We start from the raw sequence: 25,901 nt of genomic DNA, 5'->3' as shown, positions 1-25,901 counted from the left end.
AGGAGGGTTTGCTACATCAGTAGATTATTTAATATCTTGCTATAAGATATTAAATAATTTTGAACCTCATTGGGTTTGTGGAATTTCATTTTCGAGGGAATTTTCTAAAGATGAACATTTTAGTTTTGGGTAGTGGCGGCCGTGAACATGCATTGGCGTGGAAAATCGCACAAGATGATCAAGTTGCAAAAGTTTTTGTAGCGCCAGGTAATGCAGGTACTGCAACTGAAAATAAATGTGAAAATGTCGCTTTAGACATTCTCGACAACCCTACCATTATTGATTTTGCCAAAAACAATGCGGTTGAATTGATTGTTGTCGGTCCTGAAGCACCACTTGTAAACGGCGTAGTCGATGCTTGCCGCGCTGCAGGTATCAAAATTTGGGGTCCAACGAAATTTGCAGCACAACTAGAAGGCTCTAAAGCATTCGCAAAACACTTCCTTAAACGCCACAACATCCCTACTGCTTTCTATGACGTGTTCACTGAAGTAGATGCTGCCAAAGCATTTGTTGAGAAAAATGGCGCGCCAATTGTGATCAAGGCTGACGGCCTTGCTGCAGGTAAAGGCGTAATCGTTGCGATGACCAATGAAGAAGCATTTGCTGCGATTGACGACATGCTTGCTGGTAACAAATTTGGTGATGCGGGTTCTCGTGTTGTGATCGAAGAATTCCTTTCGGGTGAAGAAGCATCTTTCATTTGTATGATCGATGGTGACAACATCTTGCCAATGGCCACTTCACAGGATCACAAACGCATTTTTGAAGGAGACCAAGGTCCTAACACTGGTGGTATGGGTGCTTACTCTCCTGCGCCTGTGGTGACTGCTGACGTATTTGAAAAAACTATGAATGAAGTGATGCGTCCTACCGTTGAAGGTATGAAAAAAGACGGTCATGTTTATACAGGTTTCTTATATGCAGGCTTAATGATTGATGAACAAGGTCAACCGAAAGTAATCGAGTTTAACTGTCGTTTTGGCGACCCTGAAACGCAACCAATTATGATGCGTTTAAAATCATCTTTGGTGGATTTAGTTCAAGCAGGTATTGAAGGTAATTTGCCTTCAGAAGCTGAATGGGATGAGCGTAAAACGGTTGGTATCGTTTTAGCGTCTAAAGGCTATCCAGAAACCTCAAGCAGTGGTGATGTGATTTCTGGTCTAAACACTGAAATGACAGATGCCAAAGTATTCCATGCAGGTACAAAAGCCAATGAAAATGGTGACATCGTGACTGCTGGCGGTCGTGTACTTTGCGTAACTGCACTTGGTAACACCATTGGTGAAGCGCAAGCGAAAGCATTAGAGTTTTGTGAAAAAGTAACGTTTGATGGCGTTCAATACCGTAAAGATATTGGGTATCGTGCAATTGCACGCGAACAGAGCTAATTTTTTATCAATAAATTAAGCTCGCTAATGGCGGGCTTTTTTCTTTCTGGTCGAAAAATATAAGCACATAATTCTTTCTGGAGATTGGTTATACTAATAAAAAGATCTGAGTGTTTAGGAAAAACATGACATATAAAGTGCATTGCATTGATGTTAAAAACCAGCTTCAGAATTATATCTGGATACTTGAAGATAGTTCAACTAAGGAAGCAGTTGTAATTGATCCTACTGAGGCTCAACTCGTACAAGAGTTCTGTCAAACCCATAACCTCATATTATCACAGATTTGGCTCACTCATTGGCATAAGGATCACATTGGTGGTGTGCCTGAACTGATTACTGAGCGGAATATTCCAGTCTATGGGCCACGAGAAGAACTTAGCCATATCCCCTTTATTTCTCGTCCCTTACAGCATGAGAATCACTTTAAATTTAATCATTTAAAAGTAGATATTTTAGCTGTACCGGGACACACCTTGGGCCATATTGTTTATTTTATTGATGAGCTAGACATTTTATTTTGTGGTGATACTTTATTTGCCATGGGGTGTGGGCGAGTATTTGAAGGGACATATGCACAGATGTATCACTCACTTAACCGGTTAGCCGCTTTACCTCCAAGGACACAAGTATATTGTACCCATGAATATACACTCTCCAATGCTGAATTTGCGCTGACAGTTGAACCAGATAATCTGGCACTACATAGCCGTGTGGAGCAGGTGAGAAAAATGCGTGACTCCCATCAATGCACACTTCCAACTACGATTGCACTGGAACTTGAAACCAATCCTTTTTTAAGGGTGGAGAGCGAAGAAGAGTTTTCGCGTATTCGCATACTAAAAGATAATTTCTAAGTGGTTCATAATTTTGAACTGGGTTTATCCTTGCTAAGGATAAGCCTTTCAACAAGCTGTCTTGAGGTTGATTTATACATAGCTTTTAACAGCCTAGATAATTATTTTTTCTTAAATTAGACATTATTTTTTACAATTACCTGATTAAAGTTTTTTCTACAGGCCTATTTAGTTTAAAAGTAATTTATTCAATAAGTTAAATAAAATATTTTCTGTAAAATTTGATTATTTTTACAACTCTATATTAATTAAAATAATATTATCTCACCAAAAGATATATATCTGCCCTTTAAATTATAAAGCAATAGCCTTATTAATTTACTTATATGTCAAGCAGGAGATCTCTGATGAAAAGAGTTGTCAAAGCAAAAAATTTAATAGCTTTCAAAATCTGGTTAGAAAAATTGGGGTACTCAGTTAAAAGTCTGGCCGATGGCCGTGGGTTTACATTCAGTTTTAAAAAACAATATGGCCTAGTCACTTGTGAACTTTCAGGTAATTCTCTGGCTGTGCAACTCGGGGAAGAATTCGAAGATCATCTAAAAGCTTAAGTGAATCATTTTATTTATATTTTTTGCATTAATATTTAAAAGGCCAGCTTATATAATTTTAAATAGCTGGTACTTTTTCAAGTTTTCAATAATTTCTCCCATAAAAAAAAGACCAGTATTAAATATACTGGTCTTTTTGAATCTGGTGGGGATGAGGAGACTCGAACTCCTACACCTCGCGGCGCTAGCACCTGAAGCTAGTGCGTCTACCAATTTCGCCACATCCCCGTTATCTATCATCATTGGTGGGGGCGAAGAGACTCGAACTCTTACACCTCGCGGCGCTGGAACCTAAATCCAGTGCGTCTACCAATTTCGCCACGCCCCCGATGATATAAAATTATCTCAAAAGATAATTGGCAGAGGATCAAGGATTCGAACCTTGACGAACGGTTTTGGAGACCGTCATGCTACCATTACACCAATCCTCTATTTGAAGCGTATTCAGGGTTTTCACCTGAATAAATTTTAAAGAAAATAATTATCTTTAAAATGGTGGGGGCGAAGAGACTCGAACTCTTACACCTCGCGGCGCTGGAACCTAAATCCAGTGCGTCTACCAATTTCGCCACGCCCCCGATGGCTGTGTATATTATAGAGAAGACAGAATCATGACAAGCCCTTTTTATGAAAAAACCTAGCGTTTGCTTAAATAAAAAACAAATCAAAAACTTATGTATATTTTTGAAACATTTCTAATATTTCAAATAATAGAGCGCTTCATTTACCTGTTGAAAACGCTGATCTTTATATTTGCTTAACAAGCCATTTAAAAGCGGAAAAAATGGCATAAATGCGTCTGGTAATCTTATTTTTAACGTCTGACAGTGTAGCACTGCCCAATCCTGATAATTTCTGGCACTTAGACGTTGGCCACTTAACCACTCATATAAAATAACTCCAAGTGCATATAAATCAGTTCTAACCGTTTTTATTTCTCCATGAAACAGTTCTGGCGCCATATAGCGTGGTGTAGCATTCAATGCGGTGGTCTTATGAACTTGTGTAACCGACTGACTCTGCTCAAAATCAATTAAAGTGAGCTGATTATGGCAATATAAAAAATGCTGTGGCTTTAAGTCACCATGAATCCAGCCAGTTTGATGCAAAATTTGCAAACAGCCTAACATTGCAAAAATTTTCTGCTGTACTTGTTCAAAAGATAGTTGCTGTGCAGGCTGACCCAACCAGTAATCACCGTGAGGCAGAATTAGTCCCTCTCCTTTTAAGTAGCTAAATTCTGCAATCTGATTTAACTCAATGATACGTGCAGGCAGAAGAATACTTGGCTCTAATTTTCCCAGCCTTCGATAAATTTGCAGTTCATGTAAAAATCCTTTTTCATATTCGGGCTGCACTTTGGGCAGTTGGAATTTGAGCCAATACGGTGTTCCGTTTTGGCTCAAATGATATAAACGGCGGCCAAACCTCTGGCTTGACAGGCCATTTCGCAGAATCAGGCTTTCAAATGAATTCTCAAGATCAGGCATCTGCATGATCTTGACTTTTCTCTTGTTGAGTTTCTTGATAATGTAGAAGCTCCAGACAATGCTGAATTGTTTTTCCGATACGGGCATGAATTTCAATCATGGAGATTTTAGGCCAGGTTGCCTGCTCTCCTTCGCGCTGTAGTAGCTTAAACAGATGTGGTCGCGGATTCTTCAGCATATAGCTATAATGACGTAAATTATATTTGGCGATAATATTTACATCGCCATAATAACGTTGTCCAATAATGCCATAGCCGTGATCAAGCAACCGGCGCACAGGCTGGATTGCACCTAAGCGTTCACGAGTAAAATCCATCATTCCCATAGCGATCACTTTACCTTGACGCCGTACAATCCGTTCGGGCCAGCTCAGAACATCTTTACGATAGCGGTTTTCATCACTTTGCATAAATGGCACAACATGCGGATTCACCTGACTGGCGATACTATAATTCAGGTTATACAGGCGGGCCATTTTTTCTTGTGGGAAATCACTGCGTACACTGCCATCTACCCATTTGGTATTGCCCATATATTGGGTATATTGACCATCATAGCGTTTGCTGGTCAATCGTACCGGTGGGAAAAGAACTGGAACCGCACAGGAAGCCAATACAGCGCTCCAGACCAGCAAGTTAGGTGCAGTATAGGCATTCATAATCCGGGCATTTTGTGTTGCATCATATGGTGCCACAGCAACGTTAATGTGTAGACCGGATTTTTCATAGGCTTCAGCAAAAGTCAGGTCTCCAAGATTTTCCATCAGAAACTGCTTGAGATAGCGCACATCAGCCAGACCGCCATTACCTTTGAGTACATCAGTCAGTTTACGAAAATGGAAAGCTTCGGTAAAAAAACTCTCTCCACTCATAATACTTTCTAGTTCATTAGGCGAAGAAACCCCTAGCATGGCAGTCATAATGGCGCCTGCACTCGAACCTGACAGCACTTTGGGCATCAAATCTTGTTCAATCAGGGTTTTACAGACCCCTGTATGAAATAACCCTAAAGTAGCGCCGCCTGAAAACATGAGTACGGGCTGTCCATAAGCAATCTGGCAGTTTTCAAAAAAGTCTATTTTTTCTTTCAGGCTAAAGCTATGACATTCATTAGAGGCAATATAAGCCAAGCTTGCGCTCATTTCCTCAATGTAATCTTCAATTATTTTTTTAGTACCAATATACGTTGCGGTAAACAACATTGGATGGCCAATGTTCGCAATATCATAACTTAAGCCTTCACGTAAAATAGCGACTAGGTCTAAAGTACGCTGCTGCAGGCGATATTTTTTAAGCAGGTTCAAACGATGTGAAATAATCTCTGCATCAAAATAAGGAGAGCTATTGTCGAGTTTCCATTCTTGAGCACCGGTTTCTTCATCAAGTTTTAATGCAACAGATTTCCACTCTTCATAGGATTCGGCCCCTTCCAGCTGATGTTTTAATTTCTTAACCCGATATGCCTGATGCGGATTAATAGTTTGAGTTAATTCTTTTAACATTATGTGCCTATCCTTTGATATTTGTGCTCAAAGTTTTTATTGAGAATATCTGATCTTTTTCGCCACTAATCAATTGCAAAAAACTATAATTCATTGGCCTTTTTGATATTGTAGTACTATTTACGGTATTGCTAGTGCTACTATTTAGCTATTTCGATAACACCTGAAAAATTATGACAAACCTCACTCTACCAGAGAATATACTTCAAACTCTCTCTACCGTATTACAGCAGGTCCAGCAATTTTTACCTGAGCTTAAACAGCAGACAGACTTCTCTGCTCCGGCTTATAAATGGCAGGATAAACAACTTAAACCCATTTTCGAACCGAAACAAATCTATTTAGATGACCTGAAAGGAATCGAAAGACAAAAAGAAAAAATTATTCAAAATACACGACAATTTTTGCAGAATCTGCCAGCCAATGATGTTCTCCTTACTGGTTCACGCGGCACAGGAAAATCTTCAATTGTCCGTGCCCTTTTAACCGAGTATAAAGATCAAGGATTACGTTTAATTGAAATTGAACGTGATGATCTGTCCGATCTTCCTGAAATCCAGAAGCTCATCCAGAAGCGTCCGGAAAAGTTCATTGTCTACTGCGATGATCTGGCCTTTAATGCTGAAGATGAAAACTATCGCAGCTTAAAAAGTGTACTTGATGGCTCATTACAGTCAGGTTCAAGTAATTTTATTATTTATGCAACCAGCAACCGTCGACATCTGTTACCAGAATTTATGCATGAGAACACGCCAGTGACTCGTGTAGATGTACCGCAATATACCGAGTTGCATCCACAAGAAGCCATTGAGGAAAAAATTTCACTCTCGGATCGTTTTGGAATGTGGCTTTCATTCTATCCAATGGATCAAAACCTGTATTTAACCATTGTAGAACACTATCTTGCTAAAACAGATATGCCAATGAATGACGAAGCCCATGCTGAAGCCCTACGCTGGTGTCAGGCACGTGGTCAACGGTCAGGACGTGCCGCCTATCAGTTCTCTAAACACTGGATTGGATCACAACAACTAAAAGCACTGTAAAATTTTAAACTAGAAAAATTAACAGGTTTCATTATTAGTCAGATTATAAAAGGCCCATTTATCTCAAATGGGCTTTTTATAAAATTAGAGTTTCTGTCAAGCTCTTAAATAATATTCAGCTGTTTTAATGATTTCATCAATAATTCATTACGTATAGATGCCGGCATTTCTGACCGCATTTCCATATTTAATGCAAAAGCGACAATTTTTCCATCTGGCTGCTCAACCCAGCCGGTCAACCAGCCCACTTGTGGTTTTATATCCATTGCCCAACCAGTCTTTCCAAAAATTTTGTAGCCATTACTCTCTTCTAAAAGAAGCATATTTTTTACATTAGCCTGCACTTTTTCACTAAATGGAAGCTGTGTATGTGCTAATTGGGAAACAAACTCTACCTCTTGAATAGGCGTAACCTTTAATGGTCCTACCAACCAGAAATTATCAACCTGCTGTCCAATTTCAGCATTACCGAAACCAATACGTTTTACTTCTTTTTGCATGAGATCAAGACCGATACGTCGCGCAAGTTCCTGATAGACTGGGACTGCAGAAAGCTTCATGGCTTCTCCTAGTGTCATGTCTTTTTCCCAAGCGGTAAATGACCTTTTCTCGCCCTTCCATTTAAATATTTCATTAATATCCGTTTTCTGGTTCTCCAATCCGATCAGGGCATTCAACATTTTAAATGTAGAGGCTGGCACATATTCTGTATTTGCGCGGCTTAGAGCATTACCATATAGATTAATTTTTTTATCTGTTTGAATAACCAGCACACCTGAGGTGTTTTTTTCATCAAAGTATTGATGAATCACCTGATTATGTCCTTGAACAATCTGACTCGGGGTTTCATTTATTAAATTATGCTGAACCGTACAACCAGAAAGAAAAAGAGAAGCAACCACATAGCAAGTAAAATATTTATTCATTTTAAACACCAGATCAATAGAAAATAAAAAAGAGGCAAAAGCCTCTTCCTTAATTAAACCAAATTATATTTCTGCCGGACGAGTCAGCTCTGTCATTGGCCAGCGCGGTGTAGTGGTTACAGATAAGTCATCCTGTTGTCCTGCTTTCAGACGCTGGTAACCAGCAAATGCAATCATGGCACCATTATCTGTACAGAGTGCAGGCTCAGCATAATAAACTGAAGCTTTAATTCTATTTAAGCTGCTTTCCAGCTGTTCACGTAAACGCTGGTTTGCACTTACACCACCTGCTATTACCAAACGGTTTAACCCGGTCTGTTTTAATGCCTTGACTGATTTTTTTACTAAAGTATCGACAATAGCTTCTTGAAAACTGGCAGCAATATCGGCTTCACGATTTTGGCCTTCAACTTTTTTAAGCTGGACCGAAACAGCAGTTTTTAAGCCACTAAATGAAAAGGTCAGACCCTGGTGTAACATCGGACGTGGAAAATCAAATGCAGTCGGATTACCCTGCTGGGCAAGCCTGGCAATATTGGGTCCTCCCGGATACGGCAGATTCATCATTTTCGCGACTTTATCAAAAGCCTCACCGGCGGCATCATCAATAGACTCACCCAGTAATTCATATTGTCCGATACCATAAGCTGCCATTAACTGGGAATGCCCACCTGAAACCAGAAGCGCGACAAATGGGAATTCAGGTGGAGTATCTGAAAGTAAAGGCGCCAGCATATGGCCTTCCATATGATGAACCCCAATTGCCGGTTTGTTCAAGGCAAATGCCAGAGTACGTCCGAAAAGTGCTCCGGTCATTAGCGCGCCCATTAAACCTGGCCCACGGGTATAGGCAACTGCATCAATTTCAGTCTTTTTAACACCGCTTTGTATCAGCAGCTCATCTAAAAGCGGAATCAGCTTGCGTACATGATCCCGTGAAGCCAGCTCCGGCACTACTCCACCATACTCTGCATGCAGCTTGATCTGGCTATAAAGTACTTGCCCACGCAAACCCTGCTCGCTGTCATAAAGAGCCAATCCGGTTTCATCACAAGAAGTTTCCAAGCCTAAAACAATCATTAAACTGCCTTTATCCAATGCGAAAAAATAATGCAGAAACTATTATAGACTTGTGGTATGAGAAGTAAATGAGTAAAATAATGGCCTTCACTTGTGTATGCGGGCAATCCTGCCTGTGTACTTATCCATAAACTTAGAGGATTCTTCATGCCACAAGTTAAGTTGAAAGAAGGCGAACCAGTAGACGTAGCTATCCGTCGTTTCAAACGTTCATGCGAAAAAGCAGGTGTTCTTGCTGACGTTCGTAAGCGTGAATTCTACGAAAAACCAACTCAAGAACGTAAGCGTAAAAAAGCTGCTGCAGTTAAGCGTTACCAGAAAAAACTGGCTCGTGAATCTGTACGTACTACTCGCCTTTACTAATTAATTTGTGACTGATTACTGCCTGGAAAATATTATGACTACTTTAAAAGAACAGATTACTGATGCATTGAAAACTGCAATGCGTGCCAAAGCTATGGCAACAGTGACTGTTTTTCGTGGTCTGCAGGCAGCCATCAAGCAAATCGAAATTGATGAACGCAAAGAGCTTGATGATTCTCAGGTTCTTGCGGTCATTGAGAAACAGATCAAGCAACGTAAAGAGTCAGTAAAAGCCTATCAGGGCGCTGGCCGCGAAGATTTAGCTAGTAAAGAACAAGCCGAGATTGAGATTATTTCCCAATTTCTACCAGCAGCTATGACTGAGGAAGAACTTGATTCTCTCATTGAGCAAACAATTGCTGCTCAAGGAGCGACTAGCATGAAAGATATGGGTAAGGTGATGAATTCTCTACGTCCGATCATAGCCGGACGTGCCGACCCTTCTGCTGTTTCAGGCAAAATCAAGGCCAAGCTTTCTTAACACCCTGGTTTCTATCATTTAGATTTTTAATTGGCGCTCCTGTTGCATCTGATTTAATCGCGCATCAATTCTGGCAGACATCGCATTATTATTTTTTGCCAGTCGCTGTGCATGCAACATCGACTTAATTGCCGCTTCTTCTTCTCCACTCCAGTATTCCACCTCAGCACGATAACGTAATACATTCACAGCTTTTAAGGCTGAAGCCGGCTCAAGTGCAGCTGCCTGTTGCATTAAATGCCATCCATATACATCTCTTGGATTATTATTAGTAAAGCGCTGTACCAGTTTAATTACTTGTTTTGGCTGCTGTTGCCGGATTAGTACTTCAGCCAGTTTATAAGCTAATGACCGATTTTCTGGCATGATGCGCTGTAACGGGCTAATTGTATTTAAAGCCAGATCTATCTTGTTTTGTCCAAGATAAATATCAATCTGTATAAGAGAAATCAGCGGATGTGGACGGTTTGCCATTTTTGCCTGATTTAATGCTGTTTGTGCCTGACCATAATCGCCCTGCTGTTCATAAAATGCAGCTAACGCCAACTGGCCTGCAAAGCTGCCCTGTTTTGCCAAAATAGACAGCTGATTTTCAGTTGCCTGATGAGCGACCACCGCAGTATAAAGCTTAACAATTTCAAAATCAGGGTCAGATAAACTACTTTTTACTTTAGGCAACTGGTTAGCCCGTAGTCTTGCTTCGCTCATGCGCTGTGAGGTTAAGGGATGAGTGAGCCAAAAGTCTGGCATAAAACTGACACGGCTAGTAGAACGGTTCATCAGCTCAAAAAAATCTGCCATGCCTTGTGGATTGTAGCCAGCCGAGTACATATATTGCATGCCTATACGGTCTGCTTCACGTTCCTGGTTGCGGCTGTAGGTTAGCTGTTTATCCATTAAGGCAGCTTGAGTACCGAGCATAACTGCTGTGCCTGCTTCTCCATCAGCCTGTGAAGCAATGGCTGCTCCCACCAAAACACCAGCCAGTGCAAGCAGCCCTTGGCCTTTAAATGCCTCTTTAGAACGGCTGTAATGGCGCTGGGTAACATGCGCAATCTCATGCGCCATCACCCCTGCCACCTCATCAATATTACGGGCGGAAGTTACCATCCCCGTATTAATTGCAAACAGCCCGCCCGGCACAGCGAAAGCATTAATTTGAGAATCTTTAATTAGTACTAGTCCAATTGGCTGCCCTGCTTGAGTCTGACTTAAAATACGGGTGAAAATAGAATATAACTGGTCTTCAAGCCAGGGGTTTTGCATGACCGGCATTTGTTTATGAACTTCACGATAAACTTTTTCACCAATGAAGCGTTCTTGCTGCTGATCAATTAACCCTACTCCTCCACCAATATCAGGTACTTCTACCTGACCAAATGAAGAAGGAGCGTCAAAAGTAAGTGCTGGACTGAAAGTGGTCAGACTGCTCAGTCCTGCTGCAAGCAAAAACTTTTTCAATCTTGATTCCATAGCTGAATTCATCTTTAGCTAATATAACACTCAATATTGAAGAAAAATGCAGTGAAGTGTTATGAAGCTTTAGTTAAAGCCAGGGTTAACCAGATACCGTGGAATTTGGCCTTCTAGAGCCTGTACCAAGTTCTGATAAGCCAGCTCGGCCATTTTTTTACGGGTTTCTCCAGTTGCAGAACCCACATGAGGCAGAGTAACAACATTCGACAGGTTAAAAAGTTCAGATTCTTGTAAAGGTTCTTTGCTATAAACATCCAGACCGGCAGCAAAAATCTTGTTCTGTTTTAGAGTATTGATCAGTGCTGCTTCATCTATAACTGAACCACGTGCAATATTGACGAATACAGCATGGGATTGCATCTGATCAAATTCTGCCTGGCCGATGAGAGCTTTAGATTCATGATTTAAGTCGACTGCCATGACTATAAAATCAGAGTGCTGAAGCAGTTCACTCATTGAACAATATTTTGCTGCAAGAGGCTGGGCAAGTTCAGGTTGCTCACGGCGGTTATGATACAGAATATCCATATTAAAACCATAATGTCCACGACGTGCGACTGCCGCACCAATATTCCCCAAACCAATAATACCTAAAGTTTTGCCAAAAATATCTTGACCAAACTGCTCAGTACCCGCCGTACGTTTCCACTGACCCTGCTTGGTCCATTGGTCCAGATAAGGTACTCTGCGTGCTGCACTCATCAATAAACTAAAAGCCAAATCAGCAGTAGTCTCTGTTAAGACATGCGGAGTATTTGAAAGCCAGATTTTTTTCTGGTTTAGATAATCCACATCATAATTATCATAACCAACACTTACAGTTGAAATAACCTTAAGCTGCTGTGCACTCGCCAGGTTAGATTTATTCAGCACTCGTCCCGAACCAATCATGCCATCAGCATTTGTTACTGCCTGACGGATTTGCTCATTAATATCACCTGATTTAGGATTTAATACCTGAACTTCATATTGCTGTTGCAAACGCTCAAGAATGGCCTGATCAATCTGGCTAAATACGACTACGCGCTTTTTATCCATTTTTGTATTCCTATTTCTCTGCTATTCCATCTTTTTATACATAAATTGCCACAGGCGTTTCTTCAGTAACGGTTTATCCAGCATTTCCTGCAAACTGGCTAAACGGATAACTTTTGAATGATTCAGATATGGAATATCACCTAGGCTTAACACTGATTTTTCATAGGCAATAGCATCAATAAAACCTTGTACATAGCAACCTACACCACGATTATCCTGAAAATTGGGCAATGGGAAAGGCCATTCCAGCAAACTATACTGTCCTGACAAGCTACGCTGAATATTTAACCATAGCTGTTGCTGCGGCTCAGTTAGACGGGTAGCATTTATTAAAATTGTACAGTGCGCCAAACTATAAGCCTGCACACTAAAAGCTTCAACTTCTACTATAGGATTGACAGCCTCTACAGCATTTGCATCCTTGGAAGCTGCTGACAGGTGCTCTTTTTCAGCTTGGGGTGGTAGTTTATCAACAGCTACCTGCTCAACAATATCCGTGATTTTTTTTTGCAGGTTTTCTGTAGCAGAATCAGGCTTAACATCTTTTACATGATCATGAAAATGTAACGGCTCAACCCGTGCTGTCTGATCACGCCAGATTGGTGTATTGCCAAGGCGTGCTGATACAGTACCTCGAGGAATCCAGACATCAATTCCTAAAGTTGCCAGTATTTTCCGCTCATGCCCAATCATGTTACTACCCTAATTTTCCTGAAAGCTATTCTAACGGGCTTTTATATGCTTTGCTGTAGTTTCTGGCCGGTTCAGATATTTTATTCATTCATCATGGTGCATATTCTGATTTAATAAAATCGTCACCAGTTTCAAATAATCATGACACTATTCTTCTTTTGCATCTGGTCAATAATTTCTCTGGTTTCAAAACCCAATCGCCAGTAGAGCAACTCTAGTACATCGAGCTCATCTTGGGTAATAATCCGGTCATGCCACAGGCAAAGCTCGGCAATTCCCAGCATACTTAACCGGTCACGCAGTAATAGCCCCGCAATATCATTTAAAATCTCTGCCAAATCGAGCGGCTCATCAGAAATTTCTTCATATAAAGACAGCTCATCCAGAGTAAGAACCTGCTGTAAAATTCTATATCGCACATCTAGCTGGTTTGGACTATTAATCTGCTGTACATGCAATAGTGCGTCGACCAGCCGTACAATCTGCGGTTTAGCGTCTTCTAAAGATACAGGCATGTGCAAAGGCATCAGATTTAGCTCATATTTAACTTTTTCGAGCAATAAAGCATCGAGTAGTCCAATTTCGCCATCTTCTTGAATAATTTTTGCCAGTCGGGTTAGAAATTGACGGGCAATAGATGCGGGCATATGACCAATATTTTTACAGGCCTCTAAAAAAATCTGGATATGTACACGACCGTCCAGATTCAGCAATGCATCCACAATTGCACGGCTAACTTCAGCTTCTTTAGGAATAAATTCCCGATATTGACGAATCATCAAGATCGCAACCATAACTTCTCTTGACCCAGTAGCAGTCAACATAGCACGCTGGATCAGCTCGGGGCGCTTCATGCCACGACGTATTTCAGGCTTGAGAGGTTTGATTGCATCATTAATAGCAAAGCTGATAGGAGACAAACGTAATAAAGGTAGCGGTTGTGGAGAAGTCCAAGGATTGTAGACTTCTCCATTAATTTCTTCTAGAGAACGAAACAGGCTAAAAAATGGTTGGCTACGCAGCTTTTTCAGGTTTTCAAGCTGCAAGTCTTGTAGTAAGGCAGGATTTAGTTCATAAATTCTTTCTTCAATATTGGGATGAATATTCATCCAGCTCTGCGGACTCAATGAGTTGGCAAAACACATATGGGCAATTGATTCTGAATATTCACTATGAATCTGTGAACCTGCATGATGCACATAAATTCGGAGTAAAGTCTGAATATTGGCATCGTTTTGAATGAGACGCTTGGTTTTAAAATCATTCCGGAAGGTACGTCCACCTAAAGTCAGATATTTGATCAGACGAGTCACCAACACGCCCAAACTGCCAACCAGCCAGATAATACCTCCTATTGCGACAAACGTTGTTTCAAATTGGTGACGTTTATTAATAGTAGTTTTTCGAAACCCCAATTTGGCAATTTTACTCCCCCATTGGCTAAAAGTAGTCAGGCTACTATAAACGATCTTAAGCCGGGTATTTTCAGCTGTTTCGCCAGAAAGTATCTGGTTAAACTCATGACTGAGTAACCCATAAAGTTCTAGCTCATCGAGGTTTTGCAATGCTCCCCATGTCAACACAATTACAATATCTTGGGGATGGAAGCCAGCGGTTAAAGCATTTACACCGATCTCATCCGGCAGCACATATAAAGTTGGAGGATTGATCATGAACTTTTGTGCCAAATGTTCATTTAAATGAATGGCTACACTTTCCTCAGGTGTGCTTTCAATCAGATTAAGACGCCGAGCTTTTAGCTGTTTAGCAAGCGTATGCCCCCCAGAACGAAATACATAGCGTTCATAGGCAACCGAACCACCCATTACCAGTAATAACAATAAGATCAGATAAGGGCTGAATACATGCCACATGACAGCTTGTTCAGGATCAAAAAAATGAACTATTAGACCCAACAGGCTATTGAGAATAAATATACTTAAGATGCTCGCAAGCAGACAAATGCTCATGGACCACATCATATTTTTATTAGTAATTAAATAATGGCTGACGTCTTTCAATGTAAAATTTCCTAATTACATTGTTTTGCCTATCTTAAAGTAAAAAAGCGGGCAAGACCCGCTTTTTAACGTGTTTGCGCTTACTCTTCCCTGATTCCGGTCAAATCAACAGAAGCGGCATCAATATTGACATCGATATACGGGTCTTTACCCTTTTTGGCCATATCGTTTCTCAATTTTTCCAGATCTTCCAGATAAATTTCATCAATATTGCCTGTCACATATATACCATCAAATACAGAGCAATCAAACTCGGTCAGATGAGGAACTTTCTTAGTACGAACCGCATCTTTCAAGTCTTCCAGATCCTGGAAAATCAAACGGTCAGCACCAATAATTTCACGCACTTCCTCAACACTCCGGCCTGACGCAATCAGTTCAAATTTGGCTGGCATGTCAATCCCGTAAACATTCGGATACATAACTTCTGGTGCAGCCGAAGCAAAAAAGACCTGTTTGGCTCCAGAATCACGTGCCATCTGAATGATTTCGTTACAGGTAGTACCGCGAACAATTGAGTCATCTACCAGCAAGACATTTTTGCCTTTGAATTCCAACTCAACCGGGTTTAATTTTTGGCGTACAGATTTCTTACGCTGCTGCTGCCCCGGCATGATGAAGGTTCGTCCGATATAGCGGTTCTTCATAAAACCTTCGCGGAATTTCACCCCGAGAATATTAGCTAACTCCAATGCAGATGTACGGCTGGTATCTGGAATAGGAATCACCACGTCAATATCATGATTTTCGCCCCATTCACGCAAAATTTTTGCTGCAAGTGTTTCTCCCATGCGTAAACGGGATTTATACACCGAAATACCATCAATAATGGCATCAGGACGTGCGAAATAAACATATTCAAAGATACATGGACGATAAGAAGGGTTCTTGGCACATTGCTGGGTAAATAGCTGACCTTGTGAATCAATAAAGATGGCCTCGCCTGGTGCTACATCACGCTCGATTTTAAAACCCAGCGCAGTAATTGCCACAGATTCTGAAGCAATAATATATTCAGTACCTTCTTCTGTTTCACGTGATCCATAAATTAAAGGGCGAATCCCGTTAGGATCGCGAAACCCGACTACACCATGTCCCGTAATCATGGCTACTACACCGTAAGCTCCCTTACAGCGATCATGCACACGGCTTACAGCATGGAAAATATCTTCTGCACATGGCTCTAACTTGCCACTCTTCTGTAACTCATGGGCAAACACATTAAGCAGCACTTCTGAATCCGAATCAGTGTTCATATGACGCAAGTCAGTTTTGAACAGGTCTTCATGAATGTCTTTTGCATTTACCAGATTACCGTTATGTGCCAAGGTAATCCCATAAGGTGAATTTACATAAAATGGCTGGGCTTCGGCACTACTTGATGAACCCGCAGTAGGATAACGTACATGTCCGATGCCGTAATTACCCAGCAAGGCGCGCATATGACGCGTATGGAATACATCGCGTACCATACCATTATCTTTTCTCAAGAAAAGACGTCCTTCATGGCAGGTTACAATCCCAGCTGCATCTTGTCCACGATGTTGCAACATCGTCAAAGCATCAAACAACATTTGGTTAACTGGCGCTTTACCGGCTATACCAACTACTCCACACATAACAACCTCGCAGACAGGCTAGGATTAATAAAAAGGATTATTTGTTGAATGGTTTGAACGCTCACTGGCAGCTGTATCATTGGACTCACGCCGAGAAGGAGAAGATGCAGGCTGTTGTTCAGACTTCATTTCATCTAATGCATGATTCGCCACATTTTTAGAAATTTCAGTTGCCATAGGCGCATAAGGTAATAAAGCTTGTATCAGTCTGGACTGCTTCCAGTGAGGAGAACTTTCCACCCAAGGGCCCAAGCCTTGCATAGTAATCAAGACTACCAGCAGGCCTTTAAGCGAACCAAAAGCTCCACCAGCCAAACGGTTTAATGGACCTAATTTAAAAGTTTTCAGAATACCATTCAGAAATGCAGTGACAATCCAAGTCAGCACAACAATGATCAGGGCAATAAATGCAAAGGCGGCAATTTTCTGGACCACCGGATCATGACTGAGTACCACCATAGAAGGCGCGAGAATATTGGCATATTTTGCACCAATAATCAGTGCAAATACCCATCCTACCAAGTTCGCAAAGGCCTTTACAAATCCTTGTCGCAAACCGTTGAGCCCTCCAATGAGCAGGATAATCAGGATAACTATATCGATGGTATTCATAAATTAATTCATGGCATCAACACAGTCTTTGATCAAATTTGGTCCAGTATAGATAAGACCACTGTAAATCTGTACAAGCTGGGCACCATACTGTTGTTTTACAGCAGCCTGGTTTCCAGACACAATCCCACCCACACCCACCAGAGCGACCTGACCTTTTAGTCTTTTCGCAAATTCCTGCAAACACTGGTTACTTTTCTCAAATACTGGTGCACCAGACAATCCACCGCTCTCATCTGCACAGGCCAAACCCTCTACTCCTTCACGGGATAAAGTAGTGTTGGTCACAATCAGCCCATCAATTTTGAAGATAACCAGCTGGGAAGCAATAAATTCAATATCCTGCTGGCTCAGATCCGGCGCAACTTTTAAAACTAGAGGCACATAATGCTGATATTGCTCTGCGAGCTCAAGCTGTCGGTTTTTCAATGTTTTAAGCAACTCGGTCAAAGCATGACCACTTTGCAGATCGCGTAAATTTTTGGTATTTGGGGAAGAAATATTTACTGTCACATAAGAAGCATAATTATATACTTTTTCAAGACAGGTCAGATAGTCCGAAACTGCATTTTCTACAGGGGTATCAGCGTTTTTACCGATGTTAATTCCCAGAATGCCTTTATATTTCGCTGCTTTTACATTCTCAACCAGCCGATCAACACCATCATTATTAAAACCCATACGGTTAATGATGGCCTTTGCCTCAGGAATCCTAAATAAACGTGGCTGAGCATTACCGGTTTGGGGACGTGGAGTAACTGTTCCGATTTCAATAAAACCGAAACCCAATGCAGCTAAAGCATCAATATAAGCGCCATTTTTATCCAAACCTGCTGCTAGTCCGACCGGGTTGGGAAATTCGATTCCCATACAGGTCACAGGCTTATGGGCAACTGTCTGATGTCCAATTCCAAACTTATGGGCTGATTTTAGCAATGATAAGGTCAGTTCATGTGCACGCTCTGGTGCTAGCGAAAACAACATGGGGCGGGCCAGAGAATAGAACATATCAGCAAAAATCTACCGCTTTACAAGTTGCCATATTATAGGCACAGGTTACATAAAAGGCTATGCCTGAACTATGTTTATTTTTACAGCTTATTGCACGGTCACAATGAGCCTGATTTGCTGGTTTTGATTTATAAGCTCCATTTTTTCAATATTTAAACCCATCTGTGCCATTTGGGTTAGGAAGTTGGCTAATACAGCATAATTATCATGCTGCACTGAAATCTGAAGCTGCTTTCCGGTGGCCTGGATACTGGCTGATAACCCCTGCTGTTGAGAAATACGCTGCACCTTCTCTACCGGCGTCAGCTGCGACTCTCCCGCTGGTTTCATGGTTACTGCATTGGTCTGCATCCGGACCATAAGATCCTTGAGGTCATTTAAACGTTTTTGCTGGTCATCCGCAGCTTTATGCATGGTCCAGAGTGACCATCCAACGGCTGTGACCAGCACAAAGACTGTGGTAAAAATTACCATGATTCTTTCGCGCAGAGAAAGTCCGTCCAGATAGTCTTCTATACGCTCAGCTAGGTTTTTCCATGAATGGTCTATTTTCTCAAATATTTTCATTATTGTACTTTCACCAAACCGATTACTCCCGCCCCCTGGGTTTGTACATTACCAAGTTCAGCTTTAAAACCTTGCTGGTTTAACTGCTGGGTAAGTGCCTGCAACTGTTCAGATGAACTGGCTTTCAAATCAAGACTTAATATTGATGACTCATATCCTACCCGCTCTGCCAGAATCTGCTGCTGGGCCAAGATTGGGCCAACCCGGCTCAAAATTTGCAGTGCCTCAGTATTTGCACTACGGCTCATACGCAATTGGCTTTCAAACTGACTTTGTATATTTTCTTCAGTAATACGGCTATTGGGTCCAAACCAGTCTTGATACTGGTCAATTGCCTGTATCGCAGTCTGATCAGCCAGTTTTTTTAATTTTGACCAGCGTAATACATCATAACTCAACTGTACTATAAGAATGGCACAAAATACTGCTGCACAAGCTTTCCAATAACCAGAAAACTGTTCACTTTTTTGTGCTTTAGGCAAAATATTGAAGGGATGCTGTTTAGGCTTTTTAATAGGCTCGAACTGATAACTAAAGTACTGTCTCTGCTCTTGAGTAGTTACTGCATCTAGTACTATTTGCTGATCTGGACTCAGCCCGCTACAACGGAAACGGGTCTCCGGATGAATAAATTCAAGATAAACTCCAAGCTCATCTATTGAATTGCCACTAAACTCATTTTCACGTGCAAGTAACCGCTGATGAATATTTGCAAGTATAGTTTCACCGGGATCAGGCTGGGGTAAAACCAGAAAATCTGGCAAAAGTGCAGCAACTTTTAAAGGAAGTAAATTCAGTGAATGCAGTAATGTTTCTACTAAATTCTGTGCAATTCCCATGACTGTTAATCGTTCTTCAGCAGCCTGAAAATAGTGCAGTACTTTTAGCTGATCAATCGGCTGTATTACGTACTCTTCCAGTAGATAGCGTACCCCTTCTGTACCAAGCTGCTTATATTGAGATTTACTCATCTGCTGCTGAAGCAGTTGTAGCCCGCGACTTGGGAAAAAAACAACTGTTTCTTCACCTTGATATATTTTAATTTCCTGAATCAGCTGTTCAAGACTCGAGCTCTCACTCCAGGCATCCCCATTTGACCATTGCCAAACTCCATTGGCTTCTGGCATCCATAAATACAACATTAAGTCTGATCTACCATTTTTCTAATTTATTTTAATGTACTGGAATAAAGTTCTGCTGTTGGACTGCCAAGCCATTTGCAATTACGGGAAGTTCATAAATTCGCGCTTCAGCCAGTGCAAAAGGATGAAATGGCTCATGAACAAGCTGCTCGGCAATATGTGCAATAACATTCATATGACACACGACAGTAATCGACTGGTAAGGCAGTTGTGCTAGCCAGTCAATCGCATCTTTTGCCTGATCATCTGGTTTAATTTTATCACAGACCAGTACCGGAACATCAGGGAAATTCTTTTGAATATGGACCAAGGTTTCTTGTGCCCGTAATAACGGACTGACAACAAAAACCTCTGGCTGTATCAGATCTTTCAAATATTTTCCAGTTTCCTCAGCTTGTGTATGACCCCGCTCAGTCAAAGGTCGCTTGCTGTCAGTTACTTGCGGCGGATGGGCTGCCTCACCATGTCGAATCAGAACCAATTGCATATATTATCCCCATTACTTCAGACTTATCATAACGTTTTTTCATGACATTTATGATACGTCTTGATGATTAGACCTGATTATGTGGCAATACAAATTCTACATCACTGCGATGACCATTTTTCATCAAAGATAAGGCTATTGTTAGTGGCGGCGCATTTTCAAAAATAACTTCATACAAAGCATTAGTGATTGGCATATATACCTCAAGCTCTTGTGCTCGTGTACGTACCTGAACGATAGTATTGATCCCCTCCGCAGTTTGTCCTAATTCCTGCGTAGCCTGTTCTAAAGTTTTACCTTTACCCAGAGCAAAACCCACCTGATAGTTACGGCTGAGTGGACTGTTACAGGTAGCAAATAGGTCACCAACGCCAGACAAACCTAAAAATGTTAAAGGATTAGCACCCAGTTTGACAGCAAAACGGCTCATTTCAGCCAAGGCACGTGTAATAATCATACTTTTGGTGTTTTCACCTACATTATAGGCCGCCGCCATTCCCATCGCGACTGCATAAATATTTTTTAAAGCACCGCCAAGCTCTACTCCATGTACGTCATCACTGCCAAAAACACGAAATAAAGCGCTATGCAAAGCCTGTTGTACCGCATAACGCACCAGTTCCGAGTGGCTGGCGATTACTGTACCCGCCGGCATACCTGCCATAATTTCTTTTGCCAGGTTCGGGCCTGAAAGCACTCCATAAGGAACTTCTGGCAACTCATCACGAATAATATCACTCATAAAACTAAAGGTTTTAGCTTCAATTCCTTTCGTAAGCGAAACCACTGCCTGCGCACTGATAAAAGGTTTAATTTTTTGTATAACATCCCGAAAAGAATGGCTTGGAATGGCTACCAGAATAATATCACGGTCGCGTACTGCCTCTTCAAGATCAGATACTGCCTGCAATTCTTTCTCTAAAGGATAATCTGGCAAGTAGCGTTGGTTGATATGTGTCCGGTTAATTTCCCGGGCAATTTCTTCATCGCGAATCCAGATCTTGGTATCACAACCATTGCGTACAGAAATATTGGCCATAGCTGTACCAAAACTTCCACCACCCAGTACAGTGATTCTTAATGCAGTTTTACGGTCAATTTCAACAGGTTCAACCAGATCGCTAAACTTCAACTCTGACATTATTTTTATCCTTCATGTTCCATACTATGGAAACAAAATCATTCAGACCAGTAACTTACAAAATTCTGTGTATCTATCTCTGTACGCGGTGCAATTGCTTTAGCTGCTGTACCAATATAGATAATGCCTGAAATTAAATCATGTTCACGCAAATTCAAAGCTTTTTTTAGCAAGCTGGACTCTACTACAGCACCTGAACGCCACATTGTTGAAAACCCTTGCGCTTGCAGGGAAAGCAAGAAGTTCTGGATAGCTGCACCTGAACTTAATGTTTGTTCAAAATAAGGAACTTTTGGGTGATCTTGAAAACGGGTTAACGCCAAGACCAGTAACGGAGCACGCAAAGGATGATTCTTTACCCGTTCAATCTGTGCTGCTTCCATTGTACCCATATCAGCCACTGCCTGTGATAATAGTTCCCCAAATGTTTCGCGCTGCTCAGGTGCAATAACCACAAAATGAGTCGGTTTTAAGCGGTGATGGTCTGGTGCTGCTAATGCTGCCTGAAAGGCGAGTTCAAGCTGTTCTGCATTTGGAGCAGGTTCAACCAGATGCCCAATTGATTGTCGCTGATGAATATTTTGATGAATCAGCTCTACAGTATTGTCTGCCATTAATTTTTAAATATAAAATTCAAGATTAAACTAGATTAGCACAATCTTTTCATTTTATTGAGTTACAGATAATCTGCCAGTAGCGCTTTTAACAGCTTTCACAAATAATATCTATAAAACTTCAATTTCCATACAACCCGTTCAATACGATTCAGAGTAAATATGCTCAAATAGTTCCAATCTTTTAATAATAGTTTTAGGGTGTATGATGAAAAAAATTCTAAGTTTGGGTTCCCTATTTGCGGCTTCGCTCATGCTGACCGCCTGTGCTACCACCCCAAAAAACAGTCTGGCAATTCAGAAGGAAAATAATCAGTATGAAGTGACTGGAATTGGTAAAACCAATATTATTTCTAAAAATAATGCTATTAGTGCAGCTAACAGCACTTGTGGCAGTAAAGCAACTGCTGTAGTTGTAGATGAGAAAACCAGTTATAACGGTGTACTCAAAGATGTGGTGGATGAGCAGACTGGCCAAATGGTACAAGCTGCTGCTGGTGTGCTCGGTGCGATTACTGGTAACCGTACAGATATCTCCCGCGACGACGATTATCAGACTGTATTAACGTTTTACTGTCGCACTAATTCATAAATAAGCTTCATAAAAAATCCCGGCACATTGACCGGGATAATTCATCTAAACACTTTAATTAACAATAACCGTCTAAACGAGTAAGTGGCAGTTTCTGTCCAATAGCTTTTTCAATGGCTGGCAAATAAAATGCATCATCTTCTGATAAAAAGCTGATACTGACACCCTGTGCACCAGCACGACCAGTACGACCAATACGATGAACATAATCATCTGACTGTTCAGGTAAAGTAAAATTAATAACATGTGAAACATTATCAACATGAATACCGCGTCCGGCCACATCAGTAGCAATCATGATGTTATGCTTGCCATTTTTGAACTGATCCAGCATTTTCAGCCGTTTATCCTGAGCAATTTCACCTGAAAGCATAACGACTTTGTAACCATCCTTTTTCAAATGATCATAGAGACGGCGCACCTGATCACGACGATTTGCAAAGATCATAACCTTTTCAATTGGCTCATCACGTAAAATTTCTTGTAGCAGCTTATATTTGTCCCGGTTCGCTACCATATACACACGTTGTTCAACGTCGGCATTGGTTTTCTTTTCAGGTTCAATTTCTACTGTAACAGGCTCGAATAACCATTGCTGAGCCAAGTTCAGCACATCATAACTGAAGGTAGCCGAGAACATCAGAGTCTGACGTTGTTCTTTACGAGGTGAAAACCGTACAATCCTTTTCACTGAAGGAATAAATCCCATATCCAGCAGACGGTCAGCCTCATCAATCACTAAAAATTCGATCTGGTCCAGCCAAACCTCTTTTTGTTCTACAAAATCTATCAAACGTCCTGGAGTTGCCACAATAATGTCGACAAAATTCTGATCAAGCTGCTTTTTCTGCTTATCAAAATCTACGCCACCCAATAATGTAACCAGATGCAGATCTGTGAATTTGGTTAACTCTTTAGCATCACTTTCAATTTGCAGAGCCAGTTCACGTGTAGGAGCCAAGATTAGGGCTCTTGCCTCACCACGATAACGCTGTTCTTTAATCGGATTATTAAGCAGATCATTGATTACACTGATCAGGAAGGCTGCGGTTTTACCCGTACCAGTTTGCGCACGACCAATTGCATCGTGTCCAGCCAAGGTATAATTTAACACCTTCTGCTGGATAGGAGTCATTTCCTTGAACCCTAAAGCATCAATCGCTTTTTTCAGTTTCGGATGTAAATTCAAGGTTTCAAAACCAGATGCCATATACGTGCTCTAACTATTAATCACCCAAATTGGCGTTCATTATAAACAAAAACGCCCCAATACGAAAATTGGAGCGCCTCTCATCAATCAAAATTGATGAATTAGTCTAAAGGCTGCACTTCTTCAGCCTGAAAACCTTTTTGACCTTTTACTACGCTGAATTCAACGCGTTGACCGTCACGTAGTGAGCGATGGCCTTCACCCATAATCGCACGGAAATGAACAAATACGTCATCACCACCGTTACGCTGAATAAAACCAAAACCTTTAGTGTCGTTAAACCACTTTACTACGCCTTGTTCACGAGCTGTCATAAGTCAATCCTCAGTTGCTTCAATTAAAGGACCTTCCGGTGTTGCAAACAGCAGAGCAAACAAGATTTAAAAATAGTTATTATTTCTAAGCTTGTAATCATTCTGTAAAACTATTAACAAATTCCCGGTTACATCCATAAATATTTAAGTTTCACCACAATTTAGGTAGTGGTAATCCCTAAGTACGCAACGAGCTTAGCATGGGTTTATGACAATTAATAGTTTTTTTAATGAATTCTTCTTTACGTTCGTTTATGTTTTTGTATGATAATTGAACTGAATTCTATTTTTAAATATTTTACTATTGATTCCTAATGCAAATTCAGTCAGCTGATTTTATTTGCTAAAATACCTTTCATGAAAGCTAATTTTTCCTGAGTTCACATTATGAACGAAACTCTTGGGGCAACCCCTGTAGAAATCGATGCATTGGGTCAGCCCTGCCCAATGCCACTACTAATGTTAAAACGGGCCTTAAAGCAAACCAAGGCGCCATTTATGTTTATTTTAAAAGCTTCCGATCCAAATAGCGAGATAGATATTGTACGTTACTGCCGGCTCCATCAGATTAAATGCACACTGACTCAGAATCATGCTCAAGAATACCACTATTTAATTGAATCTTAATTATTTTCCTTTAAGATAAAACAGTGTTAAAGGTATAAAACTTTACATTTTTCTACCCAATATTCCTTAATTATGGAAATCTTTCCGATTAAGATAAATGCATTGGTACGATTATCGTCCTATAAGGAGAACTCATGAGTGACAGCAGCAATCAATTGATGCCCCTGTCATTATCTGCGCCAGGGGTCAATCTCGGTGCATATATTAGCACCGTTAACCAGATCCCCATTTTAACAGCCGAGCAGGAAAAAGAACTTGCTGAACGTTATTATTATGATCAGGATCTAGATGCAGCGAAAATGCTGGTCATGTCGCACCTGCGTTTTGTTGTTCACATTGCACGCAGTTATGCAGGTTACGGCTTGCCTCAGGGTGACCTGATTCAAGAAGGTAATCTGGGACTAATGAAAGCAGTCAAACGCTTTGATCCAAGCATGGGTGTACGCTTGGTGTCTTTTGCAGTTCACTGGATTAAAGCCGAAATACATGAATACGTTATTCGTAACTGGCGTATTGTAAAAATTGCCACTACTAAAGCACAGCGTAAATTATTTTTTAATCTGCGTAGCTTAAAAAAGTCCAGTAAAAAGTTAACGCTCGAAGAAGCGCGCTCAATCGCAAATGATTTAAATGTAACACCAGAGCAGGTTCTGGAAATGGAAGGCCGTCTTACTGCCTATGATGCTGCTTTTGAGGCACAAGGTGATGACGATGATGATTCATCTAGTCATGTGGCGCCGGTGCTTTATCTGGAAGACAGCCGCTATGATCCTGCCCGTCTGGTAGAAGACGAGGACTGGGAAGAACAGAGCAACTCGGCATTACATAATGCTATGGATCAGTTAGATGACCGTTCACGGAATATCCTGCAACGCCGCTGGCTCGATGATGACAAGTCAACCCTACATGAACTGGCAGCAGAATATAATGTTTCAGCAGAACGTATTCGTCAGTTAGAAAAAAATGCGATGGAAAAAATCAAGGTTGCCATGTCTGCAACCTGATTATTTTCTCAAAAGCCAAGGGCATTTATTGCCCTTTCTTATTT

The 25,901-nt window shown here is 41.1% G+C and carries 27 protein-coding genes and 4 tRNA genes; 9 read left to right on the top strand and 22 right to left on the bottom strand.

The annotated features are described in order from the left end of the window. Positions 1–110: 110 nt before the first annotated feature. From purD to ABZP31_RS05070, 3 genes are all read left to right on the top strand, one after another. A complete protein-coding gene (purD, locus tag ABZP31_RS05080; protein ID WP_034670104.1) occupies positions 111–1,394 on the top strand; it encodes a phosphoribosylamine--glycine ligase in 1,284 nt (427 codons plus the stop codon). Between the two features lie 125 nt (positions 1,395–1,519). After that, positions 1,520–2,251 carry a hydroxyacylglutathione hydrolase gene (gene gloB / locus ABZP31_RS05075; RefSeq protein ID WP_017401265.1) on the top strand — a complete coding sequence of 244 codons (732 nt, stop codon included), beginning with the start codon at positions 1,520–1,522 and terminating at the stop codon, positions 2,249–2,251. Between the two features lie 347 nt (positions 2,252–2,598). Continuing rightward, positions 2,599–2,802: a hypothetical protein gene (locus tag ABZP31_RS05070; protein WP_005014876.1), complete on the top strand. Its 204-nt coding sequence runs from the start codon at positions 2,599–2,601 to the stop codon at positions 2,800–2,802. 143 nt (positions 2,803–2,945) lie between these two features. Here the strand turns inward: ABZP31_RS05070 and ABZP31_RS05065 are convergent. The 6 genes from ABZP31_RS05065 to ABZP31_RS05040 all read right to left on the bottom strand — a co-directional run bounded on the left by ABZP31_RS05065 (position 2,946) and on the right by ABZP31_RS05040 (position 5,793). Beyond that, a tRNA-Leu gene (locus ABZP31_RS05065) sits at positions 2,946–3,030 on the bottom strand. A gap of 15 nt (positions 3,031–3,045) precedes the next feature. Continuing rightward, positions 3,046–3,130 (bottom strand) — tRNA-Leu (locus tag ABZP31_RS05060). Between the two features lie 29 nt (positions 3,131–3,159). Then, positions 3,160–3,233: transfer RNA gene (locus tag ABZP31_RS05055), tRNA-Trp, on the bottom strand. Positions 3,234–3,295: 62 nt separating this feature from the next. Then, a tRNA-Leu gene (locus ABZP31_RS05050) sits at positions 3,296–3,380 on the bottom strand. Positions 3,381–3,497: 117 nt separating this feature from the next. Continuing rightward, the gene (locus ABZP31_RS05045) at positions 3,498–4,292 is read right to left on the bottom strand and encodes a protein kinase (protein WP_017401266.1); all 795 of its coding nucleotides are present in this window, start codon (positions 4,290–4,292) and stop codon (positions 3,498–3,500) included. After that, entirely contained in the window at positions 4,285–5,793 is a 1,509-nt protein-coding gene (locus ABZP31_RS05040; RefSeq protein WP_005025427.1) for a DUF3336 domain-containing protein, read from the bottom strand. Before ABZP31_RS05040 ends, ABZP31_RS05045 begins: the two co-directional genes overlap by 8 nt. Positions 5,794–5,966: 173 nt before the next feature. Between ABZP31_RS05040 and ABZP31_RS05035 the strand changes: the two genes are divergently transcribed. Continuing rightward, positions 5,967–6,839, top strand: a complete 873-nt coding sequence (locus tag ABZP31_RS05035) for an ATP-binding protein (RefSeq protein WP_005014884.1) — start codon at positions 5,967–5,969, stop codon at positions 6,837–6,839. A gap of 104 nt (positions 6,840–6,943) precedes the next feature. On the opposite strand, the gene ABZP31_RS05030 is transcribed toward ABZP31_RS05035, so the two are convergent. Both ABZP31_RS05030 and tsaD read right to left on the bottom strand, forming a co-directional pair. Continuing rightward, the gene (locus ABZP31_RS05030) at positions 6,944–7,765 is read right to left on the bottom strand and encodes an OXA-23 family carbapenem-hydrolyzing class D beta-lactamase OXA-23 (protein ID WP_001046004.1); all 822 of its coding nucleotides are present in this window, start codon (positions 7,763–7,765) and stop codon (positions 6,944–6,946) included. A gap of 63 nt (positions 7,766–7,828) precedes the next feature. Next, positions 7,829–8,845 carry a tRNA (adenosine(37)-N6)-threonylcarbamoyltransferase complex transferase subunit TsaD gene (gene tsaD / locus ABZP31_RS05025; protein WP_005014887.1) on the bottom strand — a complete coding sequence of 339 codons (1,017 nt, stop codon included), beginning with the start codon at positions 8,843–8,845 and terminating at the stop codon, positions 7,829–7,831. A gap of 147 nt (positions 8,846–8,992) precedes the next feature. Here tsaD and rpsU point away from each other — a divergent pair, with 147 nt between their 5' ends. Together rpsU and ABZP31_RS05015 are read left to right on the top strand one after the other, a co-directional pair. Next, a complete protein-coding gene (gene rpsU / locus ABZP31_RS05020; protein ID WP_001136722.1) occupies positions 8,993–9,208 on the top strand; it encodes a 30S ribosomal protein S21 in 216 nt (71 codons plus the stop codon). Between the two features lie 34 nt (positions 9,209–9,242). Beyond that, the gene (locus ABZP31_RS05015; protein ID WP_005014888.1) at positions 9,243–9,689 is read left to right on the top strand and encodes a GatB/YqeY domain-containing protein; all 447 of its coding nucleotides are present in this window, start codon (positions 9,243–9,245) and stop codon (positions 9,687–9,689) included. 18 nt (positions 9,690–9,707) lie between these two features. Here ABZP31_RS05015 and ABZP31_RS05010 read toward each other — a convergent pair whose 3' ends face one another. The 12 genes from ABZP31_RS05010 to ABZP31_RS04955 form a co-directional block, all read right to left on the bottom strand. Beyond that, positions 9,708–11,162, bottom strand: coding sequence for a M48 family metalloprotease (locus ABZP31_RS05010; RefSeq protein ID WP_005014892.1), 1,455 nt, complete (start codon positions 11,160–11,162; stop codon positions 9,708–9,710). Positions 11,163–11,231: 69 nt separating this feature from the next. Further along, a complete protein-coding gene (locus ABZP31_RS05005; protein WP_005014893.1) occupies positions 11,232–12,203 on the bottom strand; it encodes a D-glycerate dehydrogenase in 972 nt (323 codons plus the stop codon). A 21-nt stretch (positions 12,204–12,224) separates the two neighbouring features. Then, positions 12,225–12,896 (bottom strand): hypothetical protein, encoded by a 672-nt coding sequence (locus tag ABZP31_RS05000; RefSeq protein ID WP_005014895.1) that lies wholly within the window; start codon positions 12,894–12,896, stop codon positions 12,225–12,227. A gap of 131 nt (positions 12,897–13,027) precedes the next feature. Continuing rightward, the gene (locus ABZP31_RS04995) at positions 13,028–14,917 is read right to left on the bottom strand and encodes a M48 family metalloprotease (protein ID WP_005014901.1); all 1,890 of its coding nucleotides are present in this window, start codon (positions 14,915–14,917) and stop codon (positions 13,028–13,030) included. An 80-nt stretch (positions 14,918–14,997) separates the two neighbouring features. Then, entirely contained in the window at positions 14,998–16,536 is a 1,539-nt protein-coding gene (gene purF / locus ABZP31_RS04990) for an amidophosphoribosyltransferase (RefSeq protein WP_005014903.1), read from the bottom strand. A 24-nt stretch (positions 16,537–16,560) separates the two neighbouring features. After that, a complete protein-coding gene (locus ABZP31_RS04985; RefSeq protein ID WP_005014905.1) occupies positions 16,561–17,148 on the bottom strand; it encodes a CvpA family protein in 588 nt (195 codons plus the stop codon). Positions 17,149–17,151: 3 nt separating this feature from the next. Further along, positions 17,152–18,156 carry a quinone-dependent dihydroorotate dehydrogenase gene (locus tag ABZP31_RS04980; RefSeq protein WP_010700201.1) on the bottom strand — a complete coding sequence of 335 codons (1,005 nt, stop codon included), beginning with the start codon at positions 18,154–18,156 and terminating at the stop codon, positions 17,152–17,154. A 90-nt stretch (positions 18,157–18,246) separates the two neighbouring features. Continuing rightward, a complete protein-coding gene (gene gspM, locus ABZP31_RS04975; protein ID WP_005014909.1) occupies positions 18,247–18,726 on the bottom strand; it encodes a type II secretion system protein GspM in 480 nt (159 codons plus the stop codon). Next, on the bottom strand, positions 18,726–19,868 hold the full coding sequence (gspL, locus tag ABZP31_RS04970; RefSeq protein WP_367156927.1) for a type II secretion system protein GspL: 1,143 nt from the start codon (positions 19,866–19,868) through the stop codon (positions 18,726–18,728). Before gspL ends, gspM begins: the two co-directional genes overlap by 1 nt. Before the next feature lie 31 nt (positions 19,869–19,899). Further along, complete coding sequence (locus tag ABZP31_RS04965; RefSeq protein ID WP_248087562.1) at positions 19,900–20,355, bottom strand: histidine phosphatase family protein; 456 nt, start codon at positions 20,353–20,355, stop codon at positions 19,900–19,902. Positions 20,356–20,422: 67 nt separating this feature from the next. After that, entirely contained in the window at positions 20,423–21,496 is a 1,074-nt protein-coding gene (locus tag ABZP31_RS04960) for an NAD(P)H-dependent glycerol-3-phosphate dehydrogenase (protein ID WP_005404217.1), read from the bottom strand. 38 nt (positions 21,497–21,534) lie between these two features. Further along, positions 21,535–22,110: a nitroreductase family protein gene (locus ABZP31_RS04955; RefSeq protein ID WP_248134093.1), complete on the bottom strand. Its 576-nt coding sequence runs from the start codon at positions 22,108–22,110 to the stop codon at positions 21,535–21,537. Positions 22,111–22,318: 208 nt separating this feature from the next. On the opposite strand from ABZP31_RS04955, the gene ABZP31_RS04950 reads away from it, so the two are divergent. Beyond that, positions 22,319–22,702, top strand: coding sequence for a hypothetical protein (locus tag ABZP31_RS04950; protein WP_248134091.1), 384 nt, complete (start codon positions 22,319–22,321; stop codon positions 22,700–22,702). A gap of 58 nt (positions 22,703–22,760) precedes the next feature. Here the strand turns inward: ABZP31_RS04950 and rhlB are convergent, their stop codons facing one another. Both rhlB and ABZP31_RS04940 read right to left on the bottom strand, forming a co-directional pair. Continuing rightward, positions 22,761–23,912, bottom strand: a complete 1,152-nt coding sequence (gene rhlB / locus ABZP31_RS04945) for an ATP-dependent RNA helicase RhlB (RefSeq protein WP_005014921.1) — start codon at positions 23,910–23,912, stop codon at positions 22,761–22,763. A 101-nt stretch (positions 23,913–24,013) separates the two neighbouring features. Continuing rightward, complete coding sequence (locus tag ABZP31_RS04940) at positions 24,014–24,226, bottom strand: cold-shock protein (RefSeq protein WP_005014923.1); 213 nt, start codon at positions 24,224–24,226, stop codon at positions 24,014–24,016. 387 nt (positions 24,227–24,613) lie between these two features. On the opposite strand from ABZP31_RS04940, the gene ABZP31_RS04935 reads away from it, so the two are divergent. Beyond that, a complete protein-coding gene (locus tag ABZP31_RS04935; RefSeq protein ID WP_248114925.1) occupies positions 24,614–24,853 on the top strand; it encodes a sulfurtransferase TusA family protein in 240 nt (79 codons plus the stop codon). A 134-nt stretch (positions 24,854–24,987) separates the two neighbouring features. After that, positions 24,988–25,857 carry an RNA polymerase sigma factor RpoH gene (rpoH, locus tag ABZP31_RS04930; RefSeq protein WP_005014925.1) on the top strand — a complete coding sequence of 290 codons (870 nt, stop codon included), beginning with the start codon at positions 24,988–24,990 and terminating at the stop codon, positions 25,855–25,857. The last annotated feature ends 44 nt before the right edge of the window (positions 25,858–25,901 follow it).

This window comes from Acinetobacter sp. FL, assembly GCF_040744925.1.
Taxonomy (GTDB): Bacteria; Pseudomonadota; Gammaproteobacteria; order Pseudomonadales; family Moraxellaceae; genus Acinetobacter; species Acinetobacter radioresistens.
This window is presented reverse-complemented; position numbering and strand designations above follow the sequence as displayed.

Coding starts and splice junctions, on each gene's coding strand:
- gspM (WP_005014909.1), bottom strand. CDS start 18,726: ATGAAAATATTTGAGAAAATAGACCATTCATGGAAAAACCTAGCTGAG.
- ABZP31_RS04935 (WP_248114925.1), top strand. CDS start 24,614: ATGAACGAAACTCTTGGGGCAACCCCTGTAGAAATCGATGCATTGGGT.
- ABZP31_RS04950 (WP_248134091.1), top strand. CDS start 22,319: ATGAAAAAAATTCTAAGTTTGGGTTCCCTATTTGCGGCTTCGCTCATG.
- ABZP31_RS04960 (WP_005404217.1), bottom strand. CDS start 21,496: ATGTCAGAGTTGAAGTTTAGCGATCTGGTTGAACCTGTTGAAATTGAC.
- ABZP31_RS04955 (WP_248134093.1), bottom strand. CDS start 22,110: ATGGCAGACAATACTGTAGAGCTGATTCATCAAAATATTCATCAGCGA.
- ABZP31_RS05030 (WP_001046004.1), bottom strand. CDS start 7,765: ATGAATAAATATTTTACTTGCTATGTGGTTGCTTCTCTTTTTCTTTCT.
- ABZP31_RS05000 (WP_005014895.1), bottom strand. CDS start 12,896: ATGATTGGGCATGAGCGGAAAATACTGGCAACTTTAGGAATTGATGTC.
- ABZP31_RS05015 (WP_005014888.1), top strand. CDS start 9,243: ATGACTACTTTAAAAGAACAGATTACTGATGCATTGAAAACTGCAATG.
- ABZP31_RS04980 (WP_010700201.1), bottom strand. CDS start 18,156: ATGTTCTATTCTCTGGCCCGCCCCATGTTGTTTTCGCTAGCACCAGAG.
- ABZP31_RS04985 (WP_005014905.1), bottom strand. CDS start 17,148: ATGAATACCATCGATATAGTTATCCTGATTATCCTGCTCATTGGAGGG.
- ABZP31_RS05010 (WP_005014892.1), bottom strand. CDS start 11,162: ATGGAATCAAGATTGAAAAAGTTTTTGCTTGCAGCAGGACTGAGCAGT.
- ABZP31_RS04940 (WP_005014923.1), bottom strand. CDS start 24,226: ATGACAGCTCGTGAACAAGGCGTAGTAAAGTGGTTTAACGACACTAAA.
- rpoH (WP_005014925.1), top strand. CDS start 24,988: ATGAGTGACAGCAGCAATCAATTGATGCCCCTGTCATTATCTGCGCCA.
- purF (WP_005014903.1), bottom strand. CDS start 16,536: ATGTGTGGAGTAGTTGGTATAGCCGGTAAAGCGCCAGTTAACCAAATG.
- gspL (WP_367156927.1), bottom strand. CDS start 19,868: ATGTTGTATTTATGGATGCCAGAAGCCAATGGAGTTTGGCAATGGTCA.
- gloB (WP_017401265.1), top strand. CDS start 1,520: ATGACATATAAAGTGCATTGCATTGATGTTAAAAACCAGCTTCAGAAT.
- tsaD (WP_005014887.1), bottom strand. CDS start 8,845: ATGATTGTTTTAGGCTTGGAAACTTCTTGTGATGAAACCGGATTGGCT.
- ABZP31_RS04965 (WP_248087562.1), bottom strand. CDS start 20,355: ATGCAATTGGTTCTGATTCGACATGGTGAGGCAGCCCATCCGCCGCAA.
- purD (WP_034670104.1), top strand. CDS start 111: ATGAACATTTTAGTTTTGGGTAGTGGCGGCCGTGAACATGCATTGGCG.
- ABZP31_RS05070 (WP_005014876.1), top strand. CDS start 2,599: ATGAAAAGAGTTGTCAAAGCAAAAAATTTAATAGCTTTCAAAATCTGG.
- ABZP31_RS05045 (WP_017401266.1), bottom strand. CDS start 4,292: ATGCCTGATCTTGAGAATTCATTTGAAAGCCTGATTCTGCGAAATGGC.
- rpsU (WP_001136722.1), top strand. CDS start 8,993: ATGCCACAAGTTAAGTTGAAAGAAGGCGAACCAGTAGACGTAGCTATC.
- ABZP31_RS05005 (WP_005014893.1), bottom strand. CDS start 12,203: ATGGATAAAAAGCGCGTAGTCGTATTTAGCCAGATTGATCAGGCCATT.
- ABZP31_RS05040 (WP_005025427.1), bottom strand. CDS start 5,793: ATGTTAAAAGAATTAACTCAAACTATTAATCCGCATCAGGCATATCGG.
- rhlB (WP_005014921.1), bottom strand. CDS start 23,912: ATGGCATCTGGTTTTGAAACCTTGAATTTACATCCGAAACTGAAAAAA.
- ABZP31_RS05035 (WP_005014884.1), top strand. CDS start 5,967: ATGACAAACCTCACTCTACCAGAGAATATACTTCAAACTCTCTCTACC.